Below are 22,918 nucleotides of genomic sequence, written 5' to 3' on the forward strand. Positions count from 1 at the left end.
GGTCGGTTAGGTGTTTTCGGCCGAGGTCGACAGCGCCCTGGCGAGCGCTCCCAAGAACCAGCCGTGTGCTTCAGATGCGTTGATGTGCTTGCCGTCCTTCTCGCGCCCAATCCACGACGCGGGTCCGGCATCCTCCACCCTCTGGTCACCGAGCTCGCGCAGGACTCGGTACGCCTCCGCATACCAGTCCTCGCGGGCCTCCGTGGGAGAAGTGCCCGCGGCGAGTTCGCTGAGCCATCGGCGGAACGGGGCGTCGAGGGCGAAATAGCCGAGTTCTCGGGCACGGTCGCGGGCGCCCTCCGCCTCGCCGCCCGCGGCGACCGCGAGATTGCCGGCGAGGTTGACGAGGGCGGTGACGGCGCTGTCGGTGTTCTCGACAGCGGTCACCGCGGCGGCGGCGAGCGCGGTGCCCCGCTCGGCGAGCAGCACCGAATGGATGGTCAGGGCATCGTCGATGAGTTCGTCAACGACGGAGCTATTCGAGCCGTACGCGACGCCGATTGCTCGTGTGCGCAGCACATAATCCTCATCGAGGATCCCTTCGACCTGCAATTTTGCGATCCAGGAGAGGTTTCCCGGAGGTAGTGAACGCGATCCTTCGGTGCCGAGCTTGTCCTGGGTGGCTTGCGGAAGTAGAGCAGCAAGGCCTCGCCACAACGCGCGTTCCGGGGCGTGAGTGCGCGCCATGTAGACGCGTGGCAGGCCCAGCTTCTTCTCCTGTGGCTCGCTGCGCCGCCAGGCTGTCATATTTTCGGCCGGGTGCCGGTTCTGCGACCAAAGCTGATCCCCGTTGGAAAGCAGGACACCGGTGACCTCGTCACCCTCGGCTGCGAGCTGGATTCTGCGACTCTGCCATGTCAACAGGTCGAGTTGGCCGGTCGGGAGCCAGTCCTCGCCATCGTCGCCGGTCCTAACACCGGCGCCAGGCAGGTTCTCACGTTCCCAGATCGGGACGTCGTTGGGCGAGTCCACCCGTGCTCCAGTGCTGATGTCGCCGAGCACGAGATTGAGGAGCAGGGTTTCGCGCAGCGTGGCACCCTCGATCACCAGGCCGCCGATCGATCCGGCCCAGGCTGTTCCGATGGGGTAACCCTTGCCTCCCTTCACGCGATCGTCACCCACAACTCCAGACTTGATTCCGGACGGGTCGAAAGCCTGTGCGTGGATCAGCCAGCGCGCAGCCTCGGCGAGGCCGATCCGTTCGACCCCTCGTCCGCGCCGAGTGGTGAAGTATGGCTCGCCGTTGGGAACATCCGCGATGATCCGTTCGAGTCCGGTGACCTCGCCCGTCGCGGTGTGCAGCCCGGCCACCTGGTAGAACGGTTCGCTCGGGTGCAGCAGGTCGAAACGATGCCGCCACTGGTCGAGGTAGCCGTCGGTCACTTCGCTCAAGGGTTCGGGGCTCGACCAGAGACGGCCCCAGAGCTCGACGGGGGTCATCCCGCCTGAGTCGATGATCGGGCGAACCGCGGAATGCAGGATCGCGAGTAGCAGCCTCACGAGCGCGAACGTTTGTGTGGGCAGCTCACCGACGACCGAGCGGATGTCATGCGCTTGCGCGAAGGCCTCGCGCAGCGACACCTCGCGCACGCCGCCGTCGAAGCGCACGAGTAGCCACGGCTCGCGGGTGAGGTCGAAGGTCGGAGGAGACACGTCGGGAGACATCAGGGGGCTTCCTTTTTGGCTGCGGCGGAATCCGTCACTTCGAGGCCGCGCTCGCGGCTGTATTGCAAGTCCCACTTGCCGACTCGCCCACGCAGTTGGTCGTCGAGAACGACGACCAACTGTCCGCTGAGCCAGCGGGACTGCTGCCAACCGGGGTAGGCGTTGCGCTCGAGTTCCCGGATGACCGCGTCGATGTTCCACGGCTTGCTCATGATCCCGGGCAGCCGGGTGCTCGAGTTCGCGGCGGCGACGGCTGAGGCGTAAGGCGGTTCCGTATCTATGGGCAGGCTGCGCCCGCCGCCTTCGGGCAGGCTGTCCAGCGTCCGGAGTTCTTCCTCGTTGCCCTGCACGAGGATCACCTCGAGGGTGTCTTCGCTGTCGCGGACCTGGGCACGCCCTCGTTCCTCGTTGGCATCGCCGATGCCGCGGTCCAGCCATCCGAGTAGTGAGCCGTTCTGGGTCTCGATGTCCCGAAGGAGAAACGTCTTCGCACGCTCCTCTTTCTCGGCGCGCTCAATCTTCCATATCCGGCGGGCCGCATCCATCGCCTCCGACCACGCGGCTGGGGTCGCGGCGCGCTTCTCGAAGGCGGCTTCCACGAGGCGGGGAATGTCACTGGGGAGCGCAATGGGTTGCCCGGCGAGGTGACTGTCGAGGGCGACCAGACTGCGGAGCAGGGTGTAGTCGCCATACACGAAAGCGGAGCGCTTCTCCAGTTCGGGTGGCGCCGTAGCCCAGTTCTCGACGCCGGTGATGAGACAGCGTGGTTCGGCGACCGCGGCAGGGCGGTGAGATCGGGGATGCCGATGCAACCGCCCGATCCGCTGCAGCAGGAGGTCTGTGGGGGCGAGGTCGGTGACCATAAGGTCGAAGTCGATGTCGAGAGACTGTTCGACGACCTGGGTCGCGACGATCACCGCGCGGTGCGGCCGGCGTTCGCCGAACTGTTCCGGCAACCCCGGTGGCCCAAAGTGCGTGCGCAACCATTCGTCGTTGCGGGCACGGTCGGCGGCGACGAACCGCGAGTGCATGAGACGCAAGTCGACCTCGAGATCCAATTCGTTCTCCAGCAGTCGCATGGTTTCCTGCGCCCGTCCCACCGTGTTGCGGATCACAACAGCGCACCCACCGTCGGCGAGGCGTTCGCGCAGCAGCACCAGCAGGCTCGCATCGTCATCAGCGAGGCGTTCGAGGGTCACGTTCGTGGCACGCCCGGACGCCGGAACGGCGTGGACGAGCGGATCAGGATCCCTGGTGGCGGTGATGAGCGGGTAGCCGGCGAGTTCTAACGGGCTCGCGGAGTCCTCGACCGGCTGCACCGAGCTGGGTGACTGGCTGGCCTTGAGCAATGCGGCGAGGCTCGAACCATCCGCCTCCTGAACCCTGGGCAAGGAAGCCGCTTTCTCGCGTACTCGTTCAGCAGCCGAGGTGCCACCGCGATAAGCCTCGAGAAGAGCCTTCCGTTGCGCCGACGGGAGCGTCGCCGACAGCAGGACGGTCGGCACGCCGTAGGCTCCGAGCCAGTGCAGCACCCGCTCCAGATAGGTGCTCATGTAGACATCGACGGCGTGGACCTCGTCGATGATGACGACCTTGCCGACGAGGGCGAGGTGGCGCAGCATGAGGTGTCGCGTCCTTAGTGCGGCGAACAGGATCTGGTCGATCGTGCCGACGACGAAGTTCGACAGCGGGCCCTTCTTGCGGCCCGACAGCCACTGGTGCGCGATCACCACTTCGGATGGCATCGATCGGTTGCGCCTTGGTTCGTAGGCATCGTCCCCGATCGCTCCAAGCCGACTGTCACGGCGAAGCTCGGTGAACTCCTTGTTGAGTGAAGCCTTGCTATGGGCGAGGAAGAGGCTGCGGGCATCTCCCTGCGCCGGCAGGTGGTCGATCCAGGCGCGGACACGAGAGAACATGGCATCGCTCGTGGCCATCGTCGGCAGGGCGACGAAGCATCCGCCCGCCCCGCTGCGCTCGGCGAAGATCTCGGCGGCGGCAAGGGCTGCTTCGGTTTTCCCCTCGCCCATGGGCGCCTCGATGATCATGAGCCCCGGCCGGTCGACCGCCCACGCGACCTCGACCGCGGCGAGTTGCACCGGCCGCGGTGTGGCGCCCGCGGGCAGGTCGAACCGTTCGGCATACAGGGTGGCGGCATCCTGGGGTGGCGCGAGCGGATGCCAGGCCGGGGTGAGCATGACGTCCTGCCAGGCGTCGGCGGCACGATCCAGCGAATCGCGATGGTCGTCATAGCGGAATCGTTCGGAATCACTCGCCAGCCAGTCCGCGACGATCACTGTCGCGGTGATCAAGATCTGGGCGTCCAGGCCCAGCGGCTTCCGGGACCAGTCGGCAAAATCAGCCGAGGTCACCCCGGCGAGAGCCGCAGCAAAGCCGGCCAAGCCGTCCTGCGCCAGGCGCCAGGTCGGCGCCTCACCAATAAGCGTCGGGCGCCAAGGAACACCCAGGAGTTCGCCGTTGGTCGGCGTGACTCCGTGGTGACTCCCCGGCACGACGGCGTAGCTTCGGGCGACTTCCCTGTTCCAGCCGTGGCACTCCTCGAGCCAGCGGCCGAGCAGGTGCATGCTCGCAAGCGAGTGGGGAAGGAGCGCACGTTCGCTGGCGAAGGCGTGGAAATCGAATCCGGCACCCCGCATCCCTTCGCAGAGTTCGGGCACCTGCATCTGGAACGCAGCGGTGGCCTTTCCGAGGTCGTGGGAGGCGGCCAGCCAGACCAATCGACGCCGGGCCTGCGCTTCATCGTGGAGATCGGCACTCAGGCGTCGGATGACGCCGCGTGGCAGCCACTCGTCCCAGAGCAGTCCGGCGACCGCTGCACTGTCCGCCATATGCCGCCAGAGCAGGAGAGACGAATTGGTGGTGCGATCGGATTTCGCCCACGGCAAAGCGGCGGGACCAACCGGACGCGTCGCCGCCACATCCCCTCCTTTCGTCAGTGTTTCCTGCTCAACACCCCAACCATTTCGGAGGGATCGTCAGGGTCAGGGTAGGGGCACGCGCCGACATTGGGTAGGCTGACGAGCCTCACTTCCCCTCTGCGGAGCGGCCCGCGCCCCGTCAGGGGCCGGGCAGCTCGTAGCCCGACTCGCGCGAGCCGGTTGCGAGGCCGTCAGCCAGAAGGCCGGCCAGGGCGCGCTCGCGCTGCACGGCATCCGCCCACAGGCCGTCGATGATCTCGGCGGGGACCGGCCCCTCCGCGTGGCGCAGCTCGCGCATGATGAGGCCGCGCACCTGCCGGTCGCTGCCCTCGAAGCGCGCCTGACGCGGGGCGCGGGGGCCGTCGTAGTCGGGGTAGCCCGCGGCGCGCCAGGCGCACAGCGCGGCGAGCGGGCACGCGTCGCAACGGGGGGTGCGGGCGTCGCACACGACCTGGCCGAGCTCCATGAGCCCCGCGTTCATCAGGCGGGCATCCGCAGCATCGTCAGGGAGGAGCGCTTCCATGTCCGCGAGATCCGCGCGCGTGCGGGCCGGGCCCGCCGCCCCGCGGCCATGGATCGCGCGCGCGATCACGCGGCGCGTGTTGACGTCGACGACCGGCGCGCGCACGCCGAACGCGAAGCTCGCGACCGCGCGCGCGGTGTAGTCGCCGATGCCGGGGAGGGCGAGCAGGGCATCCACGTCGCTCGGCACCTCGCCGCCGTGCCGCTCGCTGATCGCGACCGCCGCGGCGTGCAGGTTGAGCGCGCGACGCGGGTAGCCCAGGCTATCCCACGCGCGCACCGCCTCGGCGGGGGAGTCGGCGGCGAGCGCTTCGGGCGACGGCCAGCGCGCGAGCCACTGCTCGAGCCGCGGGATCACCCGGGCGACCGGGGTCTGCTGCAGCATGATCTCGCTCACGAGCACGCCCCACGGAGAGAACCCCGGTGCGCGCCACGGCAGCGGCCGTGCGTTCGCGAGGAACCAGGGGATGACGCGCCCGCTGGGGGAGGACTCGGCGGCCGTCACGCCGCAAGCCTAGGCTGGCGCGATGAGCGTTGTCCGCTGAGGGCTCGTACGGGCCCGAAGCACTCAGCCTCGCCGCCTAGCGTTGCGGCATGCGCGTACTCGTCACCGGAGCGACCGGCTACATCGGCGGGCGGCTCGTGCCCCGACTGCTGGAGGCCGGCCACGACGTTCGCGTCTTCGTCCGCGACCCCGAGCGGCTGCGCGAGGTGCCGTGGGGCGACGAGGTCGAGGTCGCCTCGGGCGACCTGCAGCACGCTGCAGACGTGCGCGCGGCCGCTCAGGGCGTCGACGTCCTCTACTACCTCGTGCACTCGATGGCGAGCTCGGGCGACTTCGAGGAGACCGAGAAGCGCATCGCCCGAACCGTCGCGACCGAGGCGAGGGCCGCGGGCGTCGGGCGCATCGTCTATCTGGGCGGCCTGCACCCCGACGGCCCGCTCTCACGGCACCTGCGCAGCCGCAAGGAGGTCGGCGACATCCTGCTCGCGAGCGGCGTGCCGACGATCGCACTGCAGGCCGGCGTCGTCATCGGGTCGGGGTCGGCGAGCTTCGAGATGATCCGCCACCTCACCGAGGTGCTGCCGTACATGCCGGCGCCGAAGTGGGTGCGCAACTTCATCCAGCCGATCGCCGTGCGCGACGTGCTGCACTACCTGATCGAGTCGGCGACGCTGCCGGCGAGCGTGAACCGCGCCTTCGACATCGGCGGGCCCGACGTGCTGCGCTACGGCCAGATGATGAACGGCTACGCGGTCGAGGCGGGCCTCAAGCAGCGGCCGATCGCGAGCCTGCCCGTGCTTACGCCGTACCTCGCGAGTCAGTGGGTCAACCTCGTCACGCCCATCCCGCGATCGCTCGCCGTGCCGATCATCTCGAGCCTGCAGTACGACGCGGTCATGCGCGAGCACGACATTGACGGCGTCATCCCGCCGCCGCCCGGCGGGCTCACGGGGTACCGCCTCGCCGTGCGCTACGCGCTCGCGAAGATGCGCGAGGGTGAGGTCGAGACGAGCTGGCGCAACTCGGCGGTGCAGGGCGCCCCGAGCGATCTGCTGCCGAGCGACCCCGACTGGAGCGGCCACACCGTCTACACCGACCTGCGCGAGCTCGACACGCTCGCACCGCCGGAGGCTCTCTGGGCTGTCGTCGAGGGCATCGGCGGCGACAACGGCTGGTACTCGCTGCCCGTCGCGTGGGCCGCGCGCGGCTGGCTCGACAAGCTCGTTGGAGGAGTGGGGCTGCGTCGTGGGCGCCGCGACCCCGATCGTCTCGCCCCGGGCGATGCGCTCGACTTCTGGCGCGTGGAGCAGATCGACCGCGGCCGATTCCTCCGGTTGCGCGCCGAGATGAAGGTGCCGGGGAGGGCCTGGCTCGAGTTCACCGTCCTCCCGCGTCCGGGCGGAGGTTCGACGCTGCGTCAGCGGGCGATCTTCTTCCCCTCGGGCCTCGGTGGGCGCCTGTACTGGTTCGCGATCGCGCCGTTCCACGACGTGATCTTCGCCGGCATGGCATCCTCGATGGCGAAGACCGCCGTCTCGGGCCGCCCGGTTCGACGCTGAGGCGATCGCGAGGGGGCTCGCTGTGCGGCATGCGACGGTCTCGAGGGCGGATGCGGCGCGCACGCGCCTCGTCGCGCTCGTCGCACTCGCCCTGCTGCTGGGCCTGCTCGGCTCGGTGATCTCGGCGCCGCAGCCCGCTCGCGCCGACGAGAGCGAGGGGCTCTTCTCGCTTCTGGATCAGGCGCGCAACGGCGAGGGCCGATCCTCGTTCGAGCGAGTGGCCGCGCTCGACGCCGTCGCTCTCGAGTGGGCTGCCTCGATGGCCGCGTCGGGGGCGAACGGCTCGACCTGGGGGGTGCAGCCGCCAGAATCCGTCGCCGCGCAGCCCGCCCCGGCACCCGAGGCCGCGACGTCGCCCGACCCCCAGCCCAGCGTGATCGACCGGGAGCCCTCACGCGCACCGACGCCGCTCCCCTCGCCGAGCGCGACCCCGAGCCTGTCGGCGACCGTCGAGCCGAGCGCCTCCGCGACACCCGACCCCGCTCCCTCGCCGTCCGACCCGGCCTCCGTTGTGTCCGGGTCGACGGCAGGCGCTCTCGTCGCGCTCGCGGTGCTCGCCGCCCTCGTCGCGGTCGCCGGGGCGCTCGTGCTTCGCCGTCGGGGCAGTCGCGCACGGCACTAGCGGCGCCGTTCAGCGCTGTCAACCGTGTTCCCGACGGGGCGTCCGTGCGCGAGCATCACTCGCAGGCCGCCCTACCGGAGCGGCTCTCGATCCGGAGACGACGGCGTCCAAGGAGGACGACATGATGCGCACCGTTTCACACCGAGAACTGTCCACCGGCGTTCGCGCCCTGATCCTCGCCGGCCTGCTCGGGCTGCTCCTCGCCTTCGCGAGTATCGTCGCGAGCGGGGCCGCGGCAGCCGCCGCGAGCGGCTCGCCCGCCGGGGTCGCTCCGCTGTCGGCCACCGCAGAGCCGACCGAGGAGCCGACCGAGGAGGAGCCACCCGCAGAAGAGGCCCCCGACGAGCCCGTCGAGCAGGACAACGACATCGTCGTGACCGACGACGACGGCTTCCCGCTGTGGGCGACCGTGCTGCTCGTGGTGCTGGGCATCGCCCTCGTCGCCGCGATCGCGTACGCCGCGACGCGCGACCGCGACCGACGCGATCGCATCTAGCGAGCATCCGGCACCGAACCGACGCGGCCCGCTGCACCTCCCACAGGGTGCGGCGGGCCCCGTCATGTCCGGGCGGATGAGACGGCCCCGATTCAGGTCACGAAACGGTAACGCGATGGGATAGGGTGGCGGAACCCTGCACCGAGGCAGGCTCCCCGACCCACGGAGCGACGTCGATGGCGACAGCGCGAAGGCACGAGAGCGGCGCCCCGCGTCCGTACTCGGTGCGACGGATGTCCGTCTCGGCCGCCGCCTGCATCGCGCTCGTGCTCGTCATGGTCGTCGACCACGACGCGGCCACCGTCCACGCCGCGAACATGTGGGGCACCTTGCGCGAGCCGGGTCAGCCCGCGTTCATCGCCGGCCACCGAGGCGACCGCGCCACCGCGCCGGAGAACACCATCCCGGCCATCCAGGCCGCGCTGGACTCGAGCATGGAGTTCGTCGAGATCGACGTGCGCACGACACTCGACGGCGAGCCCGTGCTGATCCACGACGAGACCCTCGAGCGCACGACGACCGGCACGGGGCTCGTCGAGGAACGCCTCTGGGCGGAGCTGCGGGAGCTCGACGCGGGCACCTGGTACGCGCCGGAGTGGGCCGGCACGCGCATCCCGCACTTCGACGACTTCATCGACGTCTTCACGATCTCGCGAAAGAAAGCACTCGTCGAGCTCAAGGACATCTGGAGCGAGGACGAGCTCGAGTCCATCGTGAGCGCGATCTACGTCGCGGGCGTGCAGGACAGGATCGTGTTCGCGAGCTTCGAGATCGGCACCCTCCACAACCTCGCACGGGCGGCACCGAATCTGCCGCGGGTCGTCCTGAGGCGGACGCTCCCGGCTGATCCGGTGCGGCTCGCCCAGTACTACGGGGCCGCGGCCGTCATGACGCGGCTCGCGGAGGTGCGCGCTCGTCCGGAGGTCGTCGGCGCGATGCACGAGGCGGGCCTCGGCATCATGCTGTACACGCTGAACTCCGAGGAGAGCTGGAGCGAGGCGCTCGCCTACGGTGTCGATGGCGTCGTCACCGACGAGCCGAGCGCGCTCGACGACTGGCTCGCCGCCACCGCACCGGGTACGTGAGGCCCCGACGGCGCTCGAACCGCGTGGGTCCAGCTCGCCGCTCTGCTCGTCGCGCTCGTGGCCGCGATGCGCGCGGTGATGCTCCGAGCGACGCGCACCGTCGCGGCTGGCGCACGGCGGTGCCCGCTCGGCATTCGGTCGGCCTGCCCGCCCTCACGCTGCTCGCGGTGGTCACGGTGTTCGTCACGGGGATCATCGTGAGCGAGGAGGGGCGAGGCGGAGCCCTTCCCGGCATCCTCATCCCGGTCGCGATCGCTCTGCTCATCCGCATCGGCATCTGCGTGTGGAGGTCGCCGCTCACGGTGGAGGGCTCCGAGCTGCCGGACCACATCCGCGGTCTCGAGCAGTACATCGAGCTCGCCGAGGCAGAGCGGATGCGCGTGCTGCAGTTGCCGCAGGGCGCACTGCGCGACCAGGCGGAGGTGGAGGATCGCGACGAGGCGCTGCGCGTCACCGAGCGCCTCCTGCCGCGGGTCATCCGGCGGGGGCGGGGGAGGCGGAGGCGGCGGAGGGGTCTGAGCGCGGCCATCTCGGCCGGGTGACGTCCCCTGGGTTGGTGTAGTTTCCCGGCTCGAGTGTCACGTCAACGACGTGGTGAGCCATCGTGCGATGGTCAGTGAGAACTGTCTAGGAATCTCACGGAAGGACACACACGCACGATGGCTCTTGACCAGTCTGCCCTCCTGGAGCTGCTCGGGGAACTGAAACTCACCGATGTCACCGACCGGATCCGCATCGCGACCGAGACGCTCTACCAGGAACTGATCGACGCGGAAGCGACCGCGGTGATCGGCGCGAACCCGTTCGAGCGATCCGCGGCCCGAACCACGCAGAGGAACGGCTCCCGGCCGAGGACGCTCTCCACGACCGCCGGGGATCTGGAGTTGCGGATCCCGGAGCTGCGGCAGGGATCGTTCTTCCCGTCGCTGCTGGAGCGGCGCCGCCGGGTCGATCAGGCACTGTTCGCGGTGGTGATGGAGGCCTACCTGCACGGCGTCTCCACCCGCAAGGTCGATGATCTGGTCAAGGCGCTGGGCGCTGACACCGGGATCTCGAAGTCCGAGGTGTCCAGGATCTGCACCGACCTGGACGCTGAGGTCGCAGCGTTCCGCGACCGCGATCTCGCGGCGATGCCCTACCCGTATGTGTTCCTCGACGCGACCTACTGCAAAGCCCGGGTGAACCACCGGGTCGTGTCGCAGGCGATCGTCGTGGCCGTCGGTGTTGCCGCTGACGGACGTCGCGAAGTCCTCGGCTTCGACGTCGGCGACACCGAGAACGAAGCGTTCTGGACCAGCTTCCTCCGCTCACTCAAGGCCCGCGGACTCGGCGGGGTGAAGCTGGTGATCTCCGACGCCCACACTGGGCTGAAGAAGGCGATCAGCACCGTCCTGCAGGGTGCTGCCTGGCAACGCTGCCGGGTGCATTTCATGCGCAACGTGCTGTCCATCGTCCCCAAAGCCAGCAGTGAAATGGTCGCCTCGATCATCCGCACGATCTTCGCCCAACCCGACAAGGAGCATGTTCAGGCCCAGTTCGACGAGGTCGTGCGCATGCTCGAGCGTTCCCACCCGAAGGTCGCCGGCATGCTCTCCGACGCCCGAGACGACCTGCTTGCCTTCACCGGGTTCCCGCAGAAGCACTGGCGGCAGATCTGGTCCACCAACCCGCTCGAGCGGGTGAACAAGGAGATCAAGCGCCGCACCGACGTCGTCGGCGTGTTCCCCAACCCGGCCGCGCTCCTGCGGCTGGCCGGCGCCGTGCTGGTCGAGCAGCACGACGAGTGGGAAGCCGGCGACCGCCGCTACTTCTCCGAGCACTCCATGCGGCAACTCGAAGCCCATAAACCCACCCAAGTCGAGGAGGTGGTCATCCCCGAAATCGCTGCGGCATAATCAAACCCAGCTGACCGCACGGTATCGAGAAACTCCACCACTCAGCGGGACGTCACCCTCGGCCGAATCCCGATCTTCCACTGCGGATTTCTCGGGTCGCGCCACCAACGGGACCGAAGGAGGCGTAGACTGCTGTCAGCTTCCCGAGCCCACCGCGTCGTTCTCGACCGGGTCAGGGCGCGGAGGCACCGACTCCGAGCACACCGGCGGGGTCACTGCACACCGGTTCATCACGGGTGCCGATGGCGGTTCCGCAGACGGATGCTCCTTCGAGGTCCGGATGCCCCGCCCACGCACCACAGCATTCCCGCGGTCATCGGCCGCGCGTTCCCGAGGAGGGGCATGGCCCAGTCCGGCCAGCGTGTCAAGTCGTCCCAGCGCAAGGGCGGTTCGCCGACCCGTCGTCGTCGCCCGCTCGACGAGCAGGGGATCATCCCGATCCTCGCCCGCGCGGTGCGCGAGGTGGAGAACGCCGCCGAGCGAGGCGGCAAGGTGAGCCCGTCGAACCGCACCAAGTTCCAGGTCGCCGCGCTGCTCGTGCGCGAGGAGCGCGCGCGCGTGAAGGAGGACCGCGAGGTTCCCGAGGGCGAGCGCGCCGAAGTGCTCAAGCGCCTCGACGGCCTCGCCGGCATCATGGCGAAGACCGCTGCGCGCGACACGACGCTCATCCAGCTGCTCGCCCCCGATGCGAAGGTGTCGGATGCGGCGAAGCTCATGCGCCGCGACATGCTGCTGGCGTCGGGCGCCGAGCTCGAGCCGGACGACCTCATCATCGTCACCGAGCCCGCGCCCGTGAAACCGGAGGTCGCGAAGCAGGTGATGCCGACGTCGGTGAAGCGCGCGCAGCTCGCGAACCCGTTCCTCGCGCCCGACTTCTCGGCCCTCGCTTCGCTGCCGAAGCCGCAGACGGCACGCCTGTCGAACTGGGAGCTCATCGAACCGCTCTTCCGCTCGTTCGAGTACGGGGCAGGTGGCCAGGCGGCGTCGATGGATCTTCCGGAGGCGGGCTCGCTCGTGACCCCCGGCGGCATGGAGCTCATGCGCCACCAGGCGCGACTCATCGAGGCGGTGCGCGCGGGGCATCGCTCGTTCCTGCTCGCCGACGAGCCGGGCCTCGGCAAGACGGCGCAAGCGCTCATGGCGGCGAACGTCGCGCAGGCGTTCCCGCTGCTGGTCGTGGTGCCCAATGTCGTGAAGACGAACTGGGCGCGCGAGGTGCAGCGGTGGATCCCGCAGCGCTCGTCGACGGTCGTGCACGGGGATGGCGACGACCTCGACGCCTTCGCCGACGTGATCATCGTCAACTACGAGATCCTCGACCGCCACGTCGGCTGGCTCGGCCGCTTCGGTTTCAAGGGCGTGGTCGTCGACGAGGCGCACTTCATCAAGAACGCCACCTCGCAGCGTTCGCGCCATGTGCAGGCGCTCGCCACGAGCATTCGTGCGGTGACGCCGAAGGCGCTCATGATGGCGCTCACGGGTACGCCGCTCATCAACCAGATCGAGGACTTCCGGATGATCTGGAAGTTCCTCGGCTGGATCGACGACAAGAAGCCGCTGGGCGAGCTCATGGTGAAGCTCGAGGAGACGGGTCTCACGCCCGTCGACCCCGGCTTCTTCGCCGAGGCGCGTCGCTGCGTGATCGACATGGGCATCGTTAGGCGCAAGAAGGTGGATGTCGCTGCCGACATTCCCGCCCGTCGCATCGCCGACATCCCGGTCGAGCTCGACGACGAGTACGGTCGCTCGATCCGCGACTCGGAGCGCGCCCTCATCTCGCGTCTCGTGGAGCGCTACCGCCGCGTGGCGGCGGCGCGCGAGGTGCCGCCGGTCGGAGTGGACGCCGAGCTCGTGCGCCTCGTCGCGCAGTCGGAGCTCGAGGAGTCGAAGGGCTCGACGAACGGCGACAACGTGTTCACGCTCGTGCGCCGCATCGGCACGGCGAAGGCCGTGCTCGCGGCGGACTACACGACGCAGCTGGCGCGCAACGTCGGCAAGGTCGTCTTCTTCGCCAAGCACATCGACGTCATGGATGCTGCGGAAGCGCACTTCGCCGCAGCGGGCCTGAAGTCGGTGAGCGTGCGCGGGGACCAGTCGACGAAGACGCGCCAGGAGGCGATCGACGCGTTCACGAACGATGAGGATGTCGCGGTCATCGTGTGCTCGTTGTCTGCTGCCGGCGTGGGCCTGAATCTGCAGGCGGCGTCCAACGTCGTCCTGGCTGAGCTGTCGTGGACGTCGGCGGAGCAGACGCAGGCGATCGATCGCGTGCACCGCATCGGTCAGGAGCTTCCGGTCACCGCGTGGCGCATCCTCGCGGCGCAGACGATCGACGCGCGCATCGCCGACCTCATCGACTCGAAGGCGGGCCTCGCGGCGCGCGCTCTCGACGGATCGGACGAGGTGCTCTCGCAGGAGGGCACGGTGCAGCTGCAGGCGCTCGTGGCGATGCTGACGGAGGCGCTCGGCCGCTAGGGCGTCGTCGCCGTTCGCTGCTGGTGCTCGCGACGCGATCCCGCTCGCGCAGCGAGAAGTGGGCGGCAGTGCCGGGCCTGCTCGAGCGCGACCTCGACGCTCACCGCGATCCGCGTGCCGCTGCGGATGTCGCGCGAGCTCCAGTGGAGCACGGGCGGTGGGGACGTTTCGTCCTCGAAGGGCCACGTCGCGATCGTGAGCTCGCTCGGTCGACGCGAGGTGTTCTGGCGCACGACGACATGCAGGCCGTCGTCGACCCGAAGAGCCGCGCGGTCGACGATGTCGTGATGCACGAGGGCGCTCACGCAACCGAGCGGACCACCGATCCGCCACGCCCGGGCGCCGTCCCGCGGGAGGTCGGGCCGGCCGTACCAGCCCTTGCGCAGCCTCACTAGTCGCTTCCTGCGGAGGAGGAACCGGATGCTCATCTCATCCACGCCGGCACTCAGCAGCTCCGCCGTCGCGACGATCCCACCGTGGTCGTCGAGCACCCGCTCGTGGGGGAGTCGCGCGTCGCGGGGAGCCGCCATCCCCTCGAATGGCGAGAAGTCGAGTAGGCAATCCTCCTCGATGACAGATACGGCGGCGAACCAGTCGGCCATCACGCTGCGAACGCCCGGGGGCGCGACCCAGTGGGTGGGATCCATGACCGGCACAATGGCCCAGCCGCCGGCGCGTTGACGCGAGCGCCTGCGAAAACAGCAATCCCGTGGGCTTCACTCACGATGTGGAGGAGTGACGAAAACGGATTACGTCACTCCTCCACATCGTGAGGGTGCCGAAGTCGACGGCGAGGTGCGGCCGCGCAGGTGGGCGCAGGCGCGCTCAGGCGGGGCGGGCGCTCGCGCGGTCCGAGCTGACCAGGTGCTCGACCGCCGCGAGGGGGATCGGCAGCCACGTCGGGCGGTTGCGTGCCTCGTACATCGCCTCGTAGACGGCCTTGTCGAGCTCGAAGGCGTCGAGGAGGGCGCGGTGGGCTCGGAGATCCGTGCCGGACTGGGCGATGTACCCGTCGAGGAAGGCGCGGCGGCAGCGGTGCGCCCACTCGGGGTCGACCGCGTCGCGAGCCGCGGCATCCGCCGCCGTGTTGCGACGCGCGCCGACGACGTAGTCGAACGACCGCAGCATCCCGGCGACGTCGCGCAGCGGCGAGTCGACGCGGTTGCGCTCATCGAGCGGGCGCAGCGGCTCGCCCTCGAAGTCGACGAGCACCCACTCGCCCGTCGATCGGCGCAGCACTTGCCCGAGATGGAAATCGCCGTGGATGCGTTGCAGCTGCGGCCACGGAGCATCCTGCGCCGCGTCGTACACCGCCTCGATCGCCGGGCGCAGCGCGCGCAGCGCCGGCACGTCGGAGGTCGCGACCGACAGGCGGTGGTGCCAGTTCGCGACGAACCCCACGATGTCGCCGAGCGTCGCGTCGCGCGTCGGCATGGCCTGCGCGAGACCCGTGTGCACCTCGGCGGTCGTTCGGCCCAGACGCTCGGCCTCGGCGCTGAAGTCCTCGTTGGCCGCCGCGGACGCGAGCGCGAGCTCCCACCCGTCGGTCGCATCCGTCACGAACTCCTGCGCGAACGCCAGATGACCCATCGCCGTGCGGTCGCCGTGGTAGGGGTCGTTCCAGTAGCCCGTGACTGAGCCCAGCATGCGCGGCACCTGCCGGTACCCTCGCGAGGTGAGCGCCGAGGGCAGCGTCACATCCGGGTTCTCGCCCGTGTGCACGAGCCGGAAGACCTTCGCCACGAGCGGCGCCTCGCCGCCTTCGTCGAAGATGACCGACGTGTTCGACTGCTCGCCCCCGTGCACCCGCGCGCGCCGGTCGCTGCGATGGATGTGCATGCGCTTCAGCAGCGCCGAGGTGTATGCGGGGTCGTGCGCGCCGTCGAAAAGGTAGTCGTCGTCGGAGTTGCGGCCGATCAGGTGCGGCCCCGCACCCTTCGGGATGGTGCGGCGGGCGACGAGAGGCACGTGGTAGAGCGAGGGCGGGTTGTTCGCGAGATCACGCAGGATCAGCACCACGACGCGGGCGTCGGGTTCCTCCGTCGGCCACTCCTCGCGCGTCACCTCGAGAAGGTTCGGAACGCGGCCCTTGCCGGCGTACCAGCGCTGCCGGCTCATCCAGTCGGTCAGGCACTCCAGACTGCTGCTCATGTCTGCCACCCTACGCGCGTGCGTTCCGGGCTGCCGAGGAACGTCCCGAGGACTCCCAGGCCCAGCCTGATCAGCGGAGCCGCCGGCGCAGGAAACCGTTCATCGCGGCGCTCAGTTCCGAGTCGATCGATCGCTCCGCTCCATCGACCGATCGGACGGGTGCAGCGTGCCGCACGCTCGACACGAGCCACGCCGCATCCGCCTCCTCCAGATCGGCAGGGCGCAGGGTCGCGACGCGACCCTGCAGCCCCCAGTCGGGCGCCGCGGCGAAGAGATCCACCTGCGTCGTGCCGGGGAGGATGCCGAGGTCCGTCGGCGGTGTGAGCAGTTCGGCGCCGCGACGAAGGACGAGTGTCGACGTCGGCCCCTCCAGCAGCAGCCCGTCGCTGGAGACGAAGAGCGCGTCGTCCGCGCCGCGCCGTGCAGCCTCGCGGACCGCCGCGCGATTGACCGCGTACGACAGCGACTTCGCGCCGGCGAGCAGCCAGGGGGATGTCGCGGCCGCGTCGCTGCGCAGCCCCCGATCGAGCAGCACGACGTCGATCCCCTCCGTCCGCTCGCGTCGGAAATCGCCGGAGACCGTCCCGTACGCCCAGCCGGTCGGCATCGATTGCCCCTCGACGCCGCGGGTGAGCACGGTCTTGACCCAGGCCTCCTCATGATCGGCGAGGAGCTCAGCGAGGGCGCGCACCGCATCCGCCCACAGTGACGGGTCGGGCTCGGGCAGGTCGAGCATGCGCGCCGACCGTGCGAAGCGCTCCAGGTGCGCGTCCAGGGCCTGCGGGTGACCGCTCCCGATGCTGATCGTCTCGAAGACGCCGTCGCCACGAGTCGCCGCGACGTCGGTCACGCGCAGCTGCGAACTCTGCGGGTCGGCGTCGACCCAGCCGGTCGCGTGCCCCTCGACATCGTGCTCGACGAGGAGAAGATGCTCGGGCGCCGACATGTCAGCGCCTCGCCACGCGGTGGTGGAGGCGCGTGATCGCGACGGCGAGCGCCGCGAGGGCGATGATGAGCACGGCGATGCCGACGACGTACAGGACGACGCCCGGCACGCCCGCCGGGCCGAACGGCTCGAGGAACGGGTACGGGTACCAGCCGGTGAGGGCGCCGTGCACCATCGTCACACCGACCCAGATGAGCGGGAAGCTCACCGCGAGCCCCATCGTGCTCCAGCGCAGGCGCGGCCTCGTGGGGTTGAGCAGCCAGTCGAGGGCGATGTAGATCGGGATCCACACGTGCAGGTTCTCGTTCGGCCACGGCGGTGCGACGTAGCCGTCGTCGTTCGGGATGCCGCGCAGCAGCAGGTTGTAGACGACCCCCGTCACGACCGCGTAGGCGAAGACGCTCGCGCGGATCGCCCCGTACAGGGGCGGGTCGATCGGCGTGCGGAAGGCGAGGATGCCGCCGACGATGAGGACGACGATGTCGATGAGCGCCGTCTGGATCGTGAAGTACGCGAAGTACTCGGTCGGCTCGAAGCGGCCGACGGCGACCTGGTCGCTCACCTGCCAGACGATGCTCGCGAGCACGCTCACCCCCGCGACGAGGCTCAGGATGCCCGCCGTGCGCCGCAGACGCAGGATCACCACGCTCGGTGTGGGCTCGGCGATTCCGAGCTGCGGTTCGCGGGAGGCCGTCCCGTCGGCGGGCGGCTGGGCGGAGGGCGCGGAGGAAGACGTCGTCGTCACGCCGACACGCTATCAACCCGCACCGCCCGCCTAGGCTGGCGCCGTGCCGATGTTCGAGGTCGCCGCCGTCTACCTGACGCGCGAGCGGTCGACCCCGGACGGGCCGCGCACCGAGGTGCTCCTCGGTCGCAAGCGCACGGGGCTCGGGCTCGGTCGGCTCGTCGCGCCCGGAGGCAAGCTCGAACCGGGCGAGACCGCGGTGGATGCCGCCGTCCGCGAGGTGCGCGAGGAGGTCGGTCTCGACGTTGCGGCCGGCGACCTCGTGCCGATCGCCGAGATCGCGTACCCGTTCCTCGACCGGCCGCACCTCTCGCAGTTCCATCGCGTGTTCACCGCGAGCGTCGTCACGGGGGAGGCCGCCGCGAGCGCCGAGCTCGAGCCCGCGTGGTACCCGCTCGCGGGCATCCCCTTCGATCGGATGTGGGCCGACGCGGGCCGGTGGGTCGCGCGCGCGATCGCGGGGGAGTACGTCGCCGCGACCCTGACCTTCGCCGAGGGTGACGCGCTCGTGGCGGAGGACTGGACGGCCGCTCGCCGCTCGTGAGCGCTCGAGCCTGAGCGGCGTCGCCAGGTGCGCTGGGTAGCGTCGAGCGCATGACTGCACACGACTTCGGGCCGCTCGTCCTCGGCGGCAACACCTTCGGCTGGACCAGCTCGCGCGACGAGAGCTTCGCGGTGCTCGACGCGTTCGTCGCCGCCGGCGGTCGCGCGATCGACACCGCCGACGTCTACTCGTCGTGGGTGCCGGGGAACTCCGGCGGCGAGTCGGAGACCGTGCTCGGCGAGTGGCTCGCCCGCCGCGGGCGCCGCGACGACGTCGAGATACACACCAAGGTCTTCGCGCTCGATGCCCGCCCCGGCCTCTCGGCCGTGAACCTGCGCGCGGCCGTCGACGACTCGCTGCGCCGCCTGCAGACCGATCACCTCGACCTCTACTACGCGCACCGCGACGACGACGCCGTTTCCCAGGAGGAGTACGTCGCCGCATTCGGCGAGCTCGTGGCCGCGGGCAAGATCCGAGCGGTCGGCGCCTCGAACTTCACCGCAGAGCGCCTCCGCAGCGCCGTGTCGATCGCCGCCGACCTCGGCGTGACGGCTTTCACCGTCGCGCAGGACGGCTACAGCCTCGTTCGACGCGACTATGAGACGACGCTGCGCGACACGATCGCCGAGCTCGGCCTCGTCGAGCTGCCGTACGGAGCGCTGCAGGGCGGGTTCCTCACCGGCAAGTACCGCCCGGGCGTCGAGGTCGACTCGGCCCGCGCCGGCAACGCGACGAAGCTGCTCGACGACCCGCGCACCCTCGCCCTCCTCGACGCCCTCGACCGGGTGGCGGATGCCCGCGGCGTCTCGGTCGCGGCCGTCGCGCTCGCGTGGCTCCGCCAGCAGCCCACCATCGGGGCGCCGATCGCGTCGGCGCGCACGGTCGAGCAGCTGTCGCACCTGATCGAGTCATTCACGCTCGAGCTGTCGGCCGAGGAGCTCGCGCTGGTCGGCTCGCCGACCGCGCCCTCCGCGTAGCGGTCGGCGCAGCGCGGGAGCCGCGATCGCGGGCCGGCCGCGCCCTACGGGGCCGTGTCGGCCCGCCCGAGGACGTCGAGCATCCACGCGAGCTCGATCGCGCGCTGATTCCAGGCCGAGTACCGGCCCGAGACCCCGCCGTGGCCGGCCTCCATCTCGCAGCGCAGCAGCACGTCGGCGCCGACCTCGCGCAGCCGTGCGACCCACTTCGCGGGCTCGACGTAGAGCACGCGCGTGTCGTTGAGCGAGGTGACGGCGAGGATGCGCGGGTAGGGCTGCTCGGTCACGTTCTCGTACGGCGCGTACTGCTTCATGTATGCGTACACGGCCGGGTCGTGCAGGGGGTCGCCCCACTCGTCCCACTCGATGACGGTGAGCGGCAGCTCGGGCTTGAGGATCGACGTGAGCGGGTCGACGAACGGCACGTCGGCGAGGATGCCCGCGAAGAGCTCCGGGGCGATGTTCGCGACGGCGCCCATGAGCAACCCGCCCGCGCTGCCGCCCTCGGCGACGAGGCGGTCGGGCGCCGTGACGCCGGAGTCGACGAGGTGCCGGGCGGTCGCGACGAAGTCGGCGAACGTGGTGGTCTTCGACAGCGTCTTCCCGTTCTCGTACCAGGCGCGGCCGAGCTCGCCGCCGCCGCGCACGTGCGCGATCGCGAACACGACGCCGCGATCGAGCAGCGATAGGCGGGGGATCGAGAAGCCCGGATCCATGCTCGCCTCGTACGAGCCGTAGCCGTAGAGCAGCAGCGGGCTCGGCTCGGTGGTCTCGGCCGCACTGCTGCCGTTCTCGCCGCGATCGCCGTCGAGGGAGGGCACGAGCCCGCGCTTCCACACGAGAGAGACGGGGATGCGCGTGCCGTCGGCCGCGACCGCCCAGTCGCGCCGCTCGCCGTAGTCGGCCGAGTCGTACCCGCCGAGGACGGGCTGGCGCTTGAGGATGATCCACTCGCCGGTCGCGACTACGTGGTTGGCGACGGTCGCGGGCTCGATGAAGCTCGTGTACCCGACGCGCAGCATCGGCTGACCCCACTCGGGGTTGCCGCTCGCGCCGATCGAGACGAGCCCGTCGCCGACCGTCAGGTCGACGAAGTCGAGCTCCTGCTCGCGGATGCCCGGCGCGAGGGTCGCGACGCCCGTGCGCGGCAGGCCGTCGCGACGCGAGTCGAGCACGAGGAAGCCCGCGAAGGCGTCGACGCCTTCGACCCGCCGGCCGGGGATGTGCGGCACGAGCGCCACGATCGGGTCGAGCCCAGCATCCGCCGCCGCATCGCCCGTCACCGCATGGCCCGTCGCGATCGGGACGGAGTCGACCTGGAAGTCGGGAGCTCCGTCGTTGTGGGTGATGAGCCAGCGATCGCGGCCGTCGATGATCGCGTGCTCGACGTCGTACTCGACGCCGTCGACGCGGGGGCGGATGACCGCGAATTCCCCTTCCGGGGTCGCGGCGTCGAGGTAGCGCACCTCGCTCGTGATCGAGCTCGAGGCCTCGATGAGCAGGAAGCGCTGCGAGCGGGTGAGGCCCGCGCCGACCCAGTAGGCGTCGTCGGGCTCGTGGAAGACCGGCACGTCGCCGCTCGCCTCGCCGCCGACGGTGCCGACGGCGTGCCGCCAGACGGTGTCCGGGCGCCAGCTGTCGTCGACGGTGCAGTAGAAGACGAAGCGGCCGTCGGGGGTGAAGAACGCGCCCGCCGCCGTGTGGGCGATCTCGTCGGGGAGGTTCTCGCCGGTCTCGAGGTCGCGGATCCGCAGCGTGTATCGCTCGTCGCCCTCGGTGTCGGTCGCGTAGAGCATGAACCGGCCGTCGAGTGTGATGTCGAGCGAGCCGAGACTGAAGAACTCGTGCCCTTCGGCCTCGGCGTTGGCGTCGAGGATGACCTGCTCGCCTTCGCGCGGCTGCGAGGGGTCGTCGAGCGGGGGCGGGGGCGTCCACGCCGCCGGGTCGAATGGGTTCGACGGGTCGATCGGCGCGGCTGGCACGCGGCACTGGATCGCGTACTGCAGCCCTTCGACCGTGCGCCCGTAGTACCACCAGTCGCCCTCGCGGACGGGGATGCCCATGTCGGTCTCGCGGACGCGATTCTTGATCTCAGCGACGATGCGCTCGCGCAGCGGTTCGAGGTGCGCCATGCGGGCCTCGCTGTAGGCGTTCTCGGCGCGCAGGTGGTCGAGCACCGTCGGGCTCTCCTTGTCGCGCAGCCACTCGTAGTGGTCGACGACGACGTCGCCGTGGTGCTCGCGGTGCTGGGGGATTCGCTCGGCGATCGGGGGGGTCGGGATGCTCGGGACGGGCTGCGCGGTCGACTCAGTCACCTCGCCAGCGTAGGTGGCGCCGCTGGGTGGGGGTCGACTTCGGCGCGCGGGCGCGGGCGCGGGGGCGCTGTGCGCGGTGTGCTGTCGCTGGGGTGCGGCTCTCTCTTTTTTGAATGTGCCTCCAGCAGCACATGCCTCCCGTGGCAGGTGATCGTCCCGAATCCGCAACTCGGCTGCGCTCGGCCGCGCTCGACGGCACGTGCCGCGAGAGGCACACTCGCCCAGCAGAAAATCTCTTCCTGCTCCGAGCCGATGCCGTCGCGCCGCCGCGGACGGGCAGGACTCACGAGGTCCGTCCCGCCGACCCCAGACCCGCCGACCCCAGACCCGCCGACCCCAGACCCGCCGACCCCAGACCCGCCGACCCCAGACCCGCCGCACCCTTCCTCAGTCCGACCCGATCCACCTGGTCCTCTCGCAGGGCGCGCTCGCTAGGCTCAGAGCACCATGTCCGAGTCACCCCTCGCCGCGAACCCGTACGAGGTTCTCGGCGTCGCCCCGACCGCGAGCGAGGACGACCTCAAGCGGGCCTACCGCCGCCGCCTCCGTCAGGCGCACCCCGACACGGGCGGGTCGAGCGCCGAGTTCGATCGCGTGCAGCAGGCGTGGCAGCGCGTCGGCACGCCGTCGGCGCGCTACGCCTACGACTCGGGCGCCGACGTCGGCGCGGGCGGCTCCGCGGCCTGGACGTCGGGGAGCGCCGGCGGAGCAGGAGGCGCGCGTCGCGGCGACTCGCGCCCGAACGCGAAGTCGCACGGGCATCCCGGCGGCATGTACCGCGAGCGGTACCTTGCGATGATGCGCGAGTGGGTGGGGCGGGGGGCCGCGCTCGACGACCCGTACGACCCGCAGCTCGTGCGGAGCGCGCCGCGCGAGATCCGGCACACGCTCGCCGCGGCGGTCGCCGAGGAGAAGACCGCGACGGCGCTCGCGACGCTCGGCATCGGCTTCACGATCTGGCACGACGTCGTCGCCGGCCCCGGCCCCGACGACAAGGTCGACCACGTCGTGCTCGGCCCGACCGGCCTCTGGGCGGTGCTCAGCGAGGACTGGGGCGGCCCCGTCAAAGTGAAGCGGGGCGACCTCATCGGCGAGGGCCTCGCGGCGGCGGAGAAGCCCCTGCACCAGCTCGGCATGCGTGCGAAGACGATCGCGCGGTCGGCGAGAGTCAAGTTCTCGGGCCTCGTCATCGTCGTGGAGGACTCGCAGGCGCCCGCGTCGCTCACCGAACTCGGCAGCGTGCGCGGCGCCCAGGGGATGCTCGTGGAGCGCTCGCGCCTCGTCAACCTGCTCCGCACGGGGCTGCCGGGCGTCGGCGTCGGCGGCACCGACCTGTTCGAAGTCCGCACGCGCCTGCAGGCGAGCATCCGCTTCGTCTGACGAACGCGTCGCCGACGCGCACGGCGTATTCGCCACCCACTGACAGAGAACACGCGGTCTCGCTCCAGCGTCCTCCCCGTCTCGCGGCGCACTATTG

18 protein-coding genes are annotated in these 22,918 nt (G+C 70.4%); 10 read left to right on the plus strand and 8 right to left on the minus strand.

Annotated features, from left to right (window positions below; genetic code table 11):
- Positions 1-6: 6 nt before the first annotated feature.
- The 3 genes from casA to FHX53_RS02035 form a co-directional block, all read right to left on the minus strand.
- Positions 7-1,665: a type I-E CRISPR-associated protein Cse1/CasA gene (gene casA / locus FHX53_RS02025; protein WP_182489679.1), complete on the minus strand. Its 1,659-nt coding sequence runs from the start codon at positions 1,663-1,665 to the stop codon at positions 7-9.
- Positions 1,665-4,604 carry a CRISPR-associated helicase Cas3' gene (gene cas3, locus FHX53_RS02030; protein ID WP_182489680.1) on the minus strand — a complete coding sequence of 980 codons (2,940 nt, stop codon included), beginning with the start codon at positions 4,602-4,604 and terminating at the stop codon, positions 1,665-1,667. Before cas3 ends, casA begins: the two co-directional genes overlap by 1 nt.
- 139 nt (positions 4,605-4,743) lie before the next feature.
- Positions 4,744-5,631 carry an HhH-GPD family protein gene (locus tag FHX53_RS02035; protein ID WP_343050745.1) on the minus strand — a complete coding sequence of 296 codons (888 nt, stop codon included), beginning with the start codon at positions 5,629-5,631 and terminating at the stop codon, positions 4,744-4,746.
- 89 nt (positions 5,632-5,720) lie between these two features.
- Between FHX53_RS02035 and FHX53_RS02040 the strand changes: the two genes are divergently transcribed.
- From FHX53_RS02040 to FHX53_RS02070, 7 genes are all read left to right on the plus strand, one after another.
- Positions 5,721-7,190 (plus strand): SDR family oxidoreductase, encoded by a 1,470-nt coding sequence (locus FHX53_RS02040; protein ID WP_182489681.1) that lies wholly within the window; start codon positions 5,721-5,723, stop codon positions 7,188-7,190.
- 22 nt (positions 7,191-7,212) lie between these two features.
- The gene (locus FHX53_RS02045) at positions 7,213-7,812 is read left to right on the plus strand and encodes a hypothetical protein (protein WP_182489682.1); all 600 of its coding nucleotides are present in this window, start codon (positions 7,213-7,215) and stop codon (positions 7,810-7,812) included.
- A gap of 121 nt (positions 7,813-7,933) precedes the next feature.
- Positions 7,934-8,308 carry a hypothetical protein gene (locus FHX53_RS02050; protein ID WP_182489683.1) on the plus strand — a complete coding sequence of 125 codons (375 nt, stop codon included), beginning with the start codon at positions 7,934-7,936 and terminating at the stop codon, positions 8,306-8,308.
- A 176-nt stretch (positions 8,309-8,484) separates the two neighbouring features.
- Positions 8,485-9,393, plus strand: coding sequence for a glycerophosphodiester phosphodiesterase (locus FHX53_RS02055; protein WP_182489684.1), 909 nt, complete (start codon positions 8,485-8,487; stop codon positions 9,391-9,393).
- Positions 9,394-9,512: 119 nt separating this feature from the next.
- A complete protein-coding gene (locus FHX53_RS02060; protein ID WP_182489685.1) occupies positions 9,513-9,935 on the plus strand; it encodes a hypothetical protein in 423 nt (140 codons plus the stop codon).
- Positions 9,936-10,052: 117 nt separating this feature from the next.
- On the plus strand, positions 10,053-11,288 hold the full coding sequence (locus FHX53_RS02065; protein ID WP_182489686.1) for an IS256 family transposase: 1,236 nt from the start codon (positions 10,053-10,055) through the stop codon (positions 11,286-11,288).
- A 342-nt stretch (positions 11,289-11,630) separates the two neighbouring features.
- A complete protein-coding gene (locus FHX53_RS02070; protein ID WP_182489687.1) occupies positions 11,631-13,763 on the plus strand; it encodes a DEAD/DEAH box helicase in 2,133 nt (710 codons plus the stop codon).
- Here the strand turns inward: FHX53_RS02070 and FHX53_RS02075 are convergent.
- The 4 genes from FHX53_RS02075 to FHX53_RS02090 form a co-directional block, all read right to left on the minus strand.
- Positions 13,760-14,410: a type IV toxin-antitoxin system AbiEi family antitoxin domain-containing protein gene (locus FHX53_RS02075; RefSeq protein WP_182489688.1), complete on the minus strand. Its 651-nt coding sequence runs from the start codon at positions 14,408-14,410 to the stop codon at positions 13,760-13,762. The two genes, FHX53_RS02070 and FHX53_RS02075, sit on opposite strands and share 4 nt — an antisense overlap.
- A gap of 178 nt (positions 14,411-14,588) precedes the next feature.
- Positions 14,589-15,914: a maltokinase N-terminal cap-like domain-containing protein gene (locus FHX53_RS02080; protein WP_182489689.1), complete on the minus strand. Its 1,326-nt coding sequence runs from the start codon at positions 15,912-15,914 to the stop codon at positions 14,589-14,591.
- 70 nt (positions 15,915-15,984) lie between these two features.
- The gene (locus tag FHX53_RS02085) at positions 15,985-16,860 is read right to left on the minus strand and encodes an aminotransferase class IV (protein ID WP_182489690.1); all 876 of its coding nucleotides are present in this window, start codon (positions 16,858-16,860) and stop codon (positions 15,985-15,987) included.
- A 1-nt stretch (position 16,861) separates the two neighbouring features.
- Positions 16,862-17,605: a Pr6Pr family membrane protein gene (locus tag FHX53_RS02090; RefSeq protein WP_182489691.1), complete on the minus strand. Its 744-nt coding sequence runs from the start codon at positions 17,603-17,605 to the stop codon at positions 16,862-16,864.
- Positions 17,606-17,654: 49 nt separating this feature from the next.
- On the opposite strand from FHX53_RS02090, the gene FHX53_RS02095 reads away from it, so the two are divergent.
- Both FHX53_RS02095 and FHX53_RS02100 read left to right on the plus strand, forming a co-directional pair.
- Positions 17,655-18,149 (plus strand): 8-oxo-dGTP diphosphatase, encoded by a 495-nt coding sequence (locus FHX53_RS02095; protein WP_246335440.1) that lies wholly within the window; start codon positions 17,655-17,657, stop codon positions 18,147-18,149.
- A 50-nt stretch (positions 18,150-18,199) separates the two neighbouring features.
- On the plus strand, positions 18,200-19,126 hold the full coding sequence (locus tag FHX53_RS02100) for an aldo/keto reductase (RefSeq protein WP_182489693.1): 927 nt from the start codon (positions 18,200-18,202) through the stop codon (positions 19,124-19,126).
- 44 nt (positions 19,127-19,170) lie between these two features.
- Here FHX53_RS02100 and FHX53_RS02105 read toward each other — a convergent pair whose 3' ends face one another.
- Entirely contained in the window at positions 19,171-21,441 is a 2,271-nt protein-coding gene (locus FHX53_RS02105; protein ID WP_425488292.1) for a S9 family peptidase, read from the minus strand.
- Between the two features lie 447 nt (positions 21,442-21,888).
- Here FHX53_RS02105 and FHX53_RS02110 point away from each other — a divergent pair, with 447 nt between their 5' ends.
- Positions 21,889-22,821 (plus strand): DnaJ domain-containing protein, encoded by a 933-nt coding sequence (locus FHX53_RS02110; protein WP_182489694.1) that lies wholly within the window; start codon positions 21,889-21,891, stop codon positions 22,819-22,821.
- Positions 22,822-22,918: the final 97 nt, after the last annotated feature.

The sequence above is a fragment of the Microcella alkalica genome, from assembly GCF_014137945.1.
Taxonomy (GTDB): Bacteria; Actinomycetota; Actinomycetes; order Actinomycetales; family Microbacteriaceae; genus Microcella; species Microcella alkalica.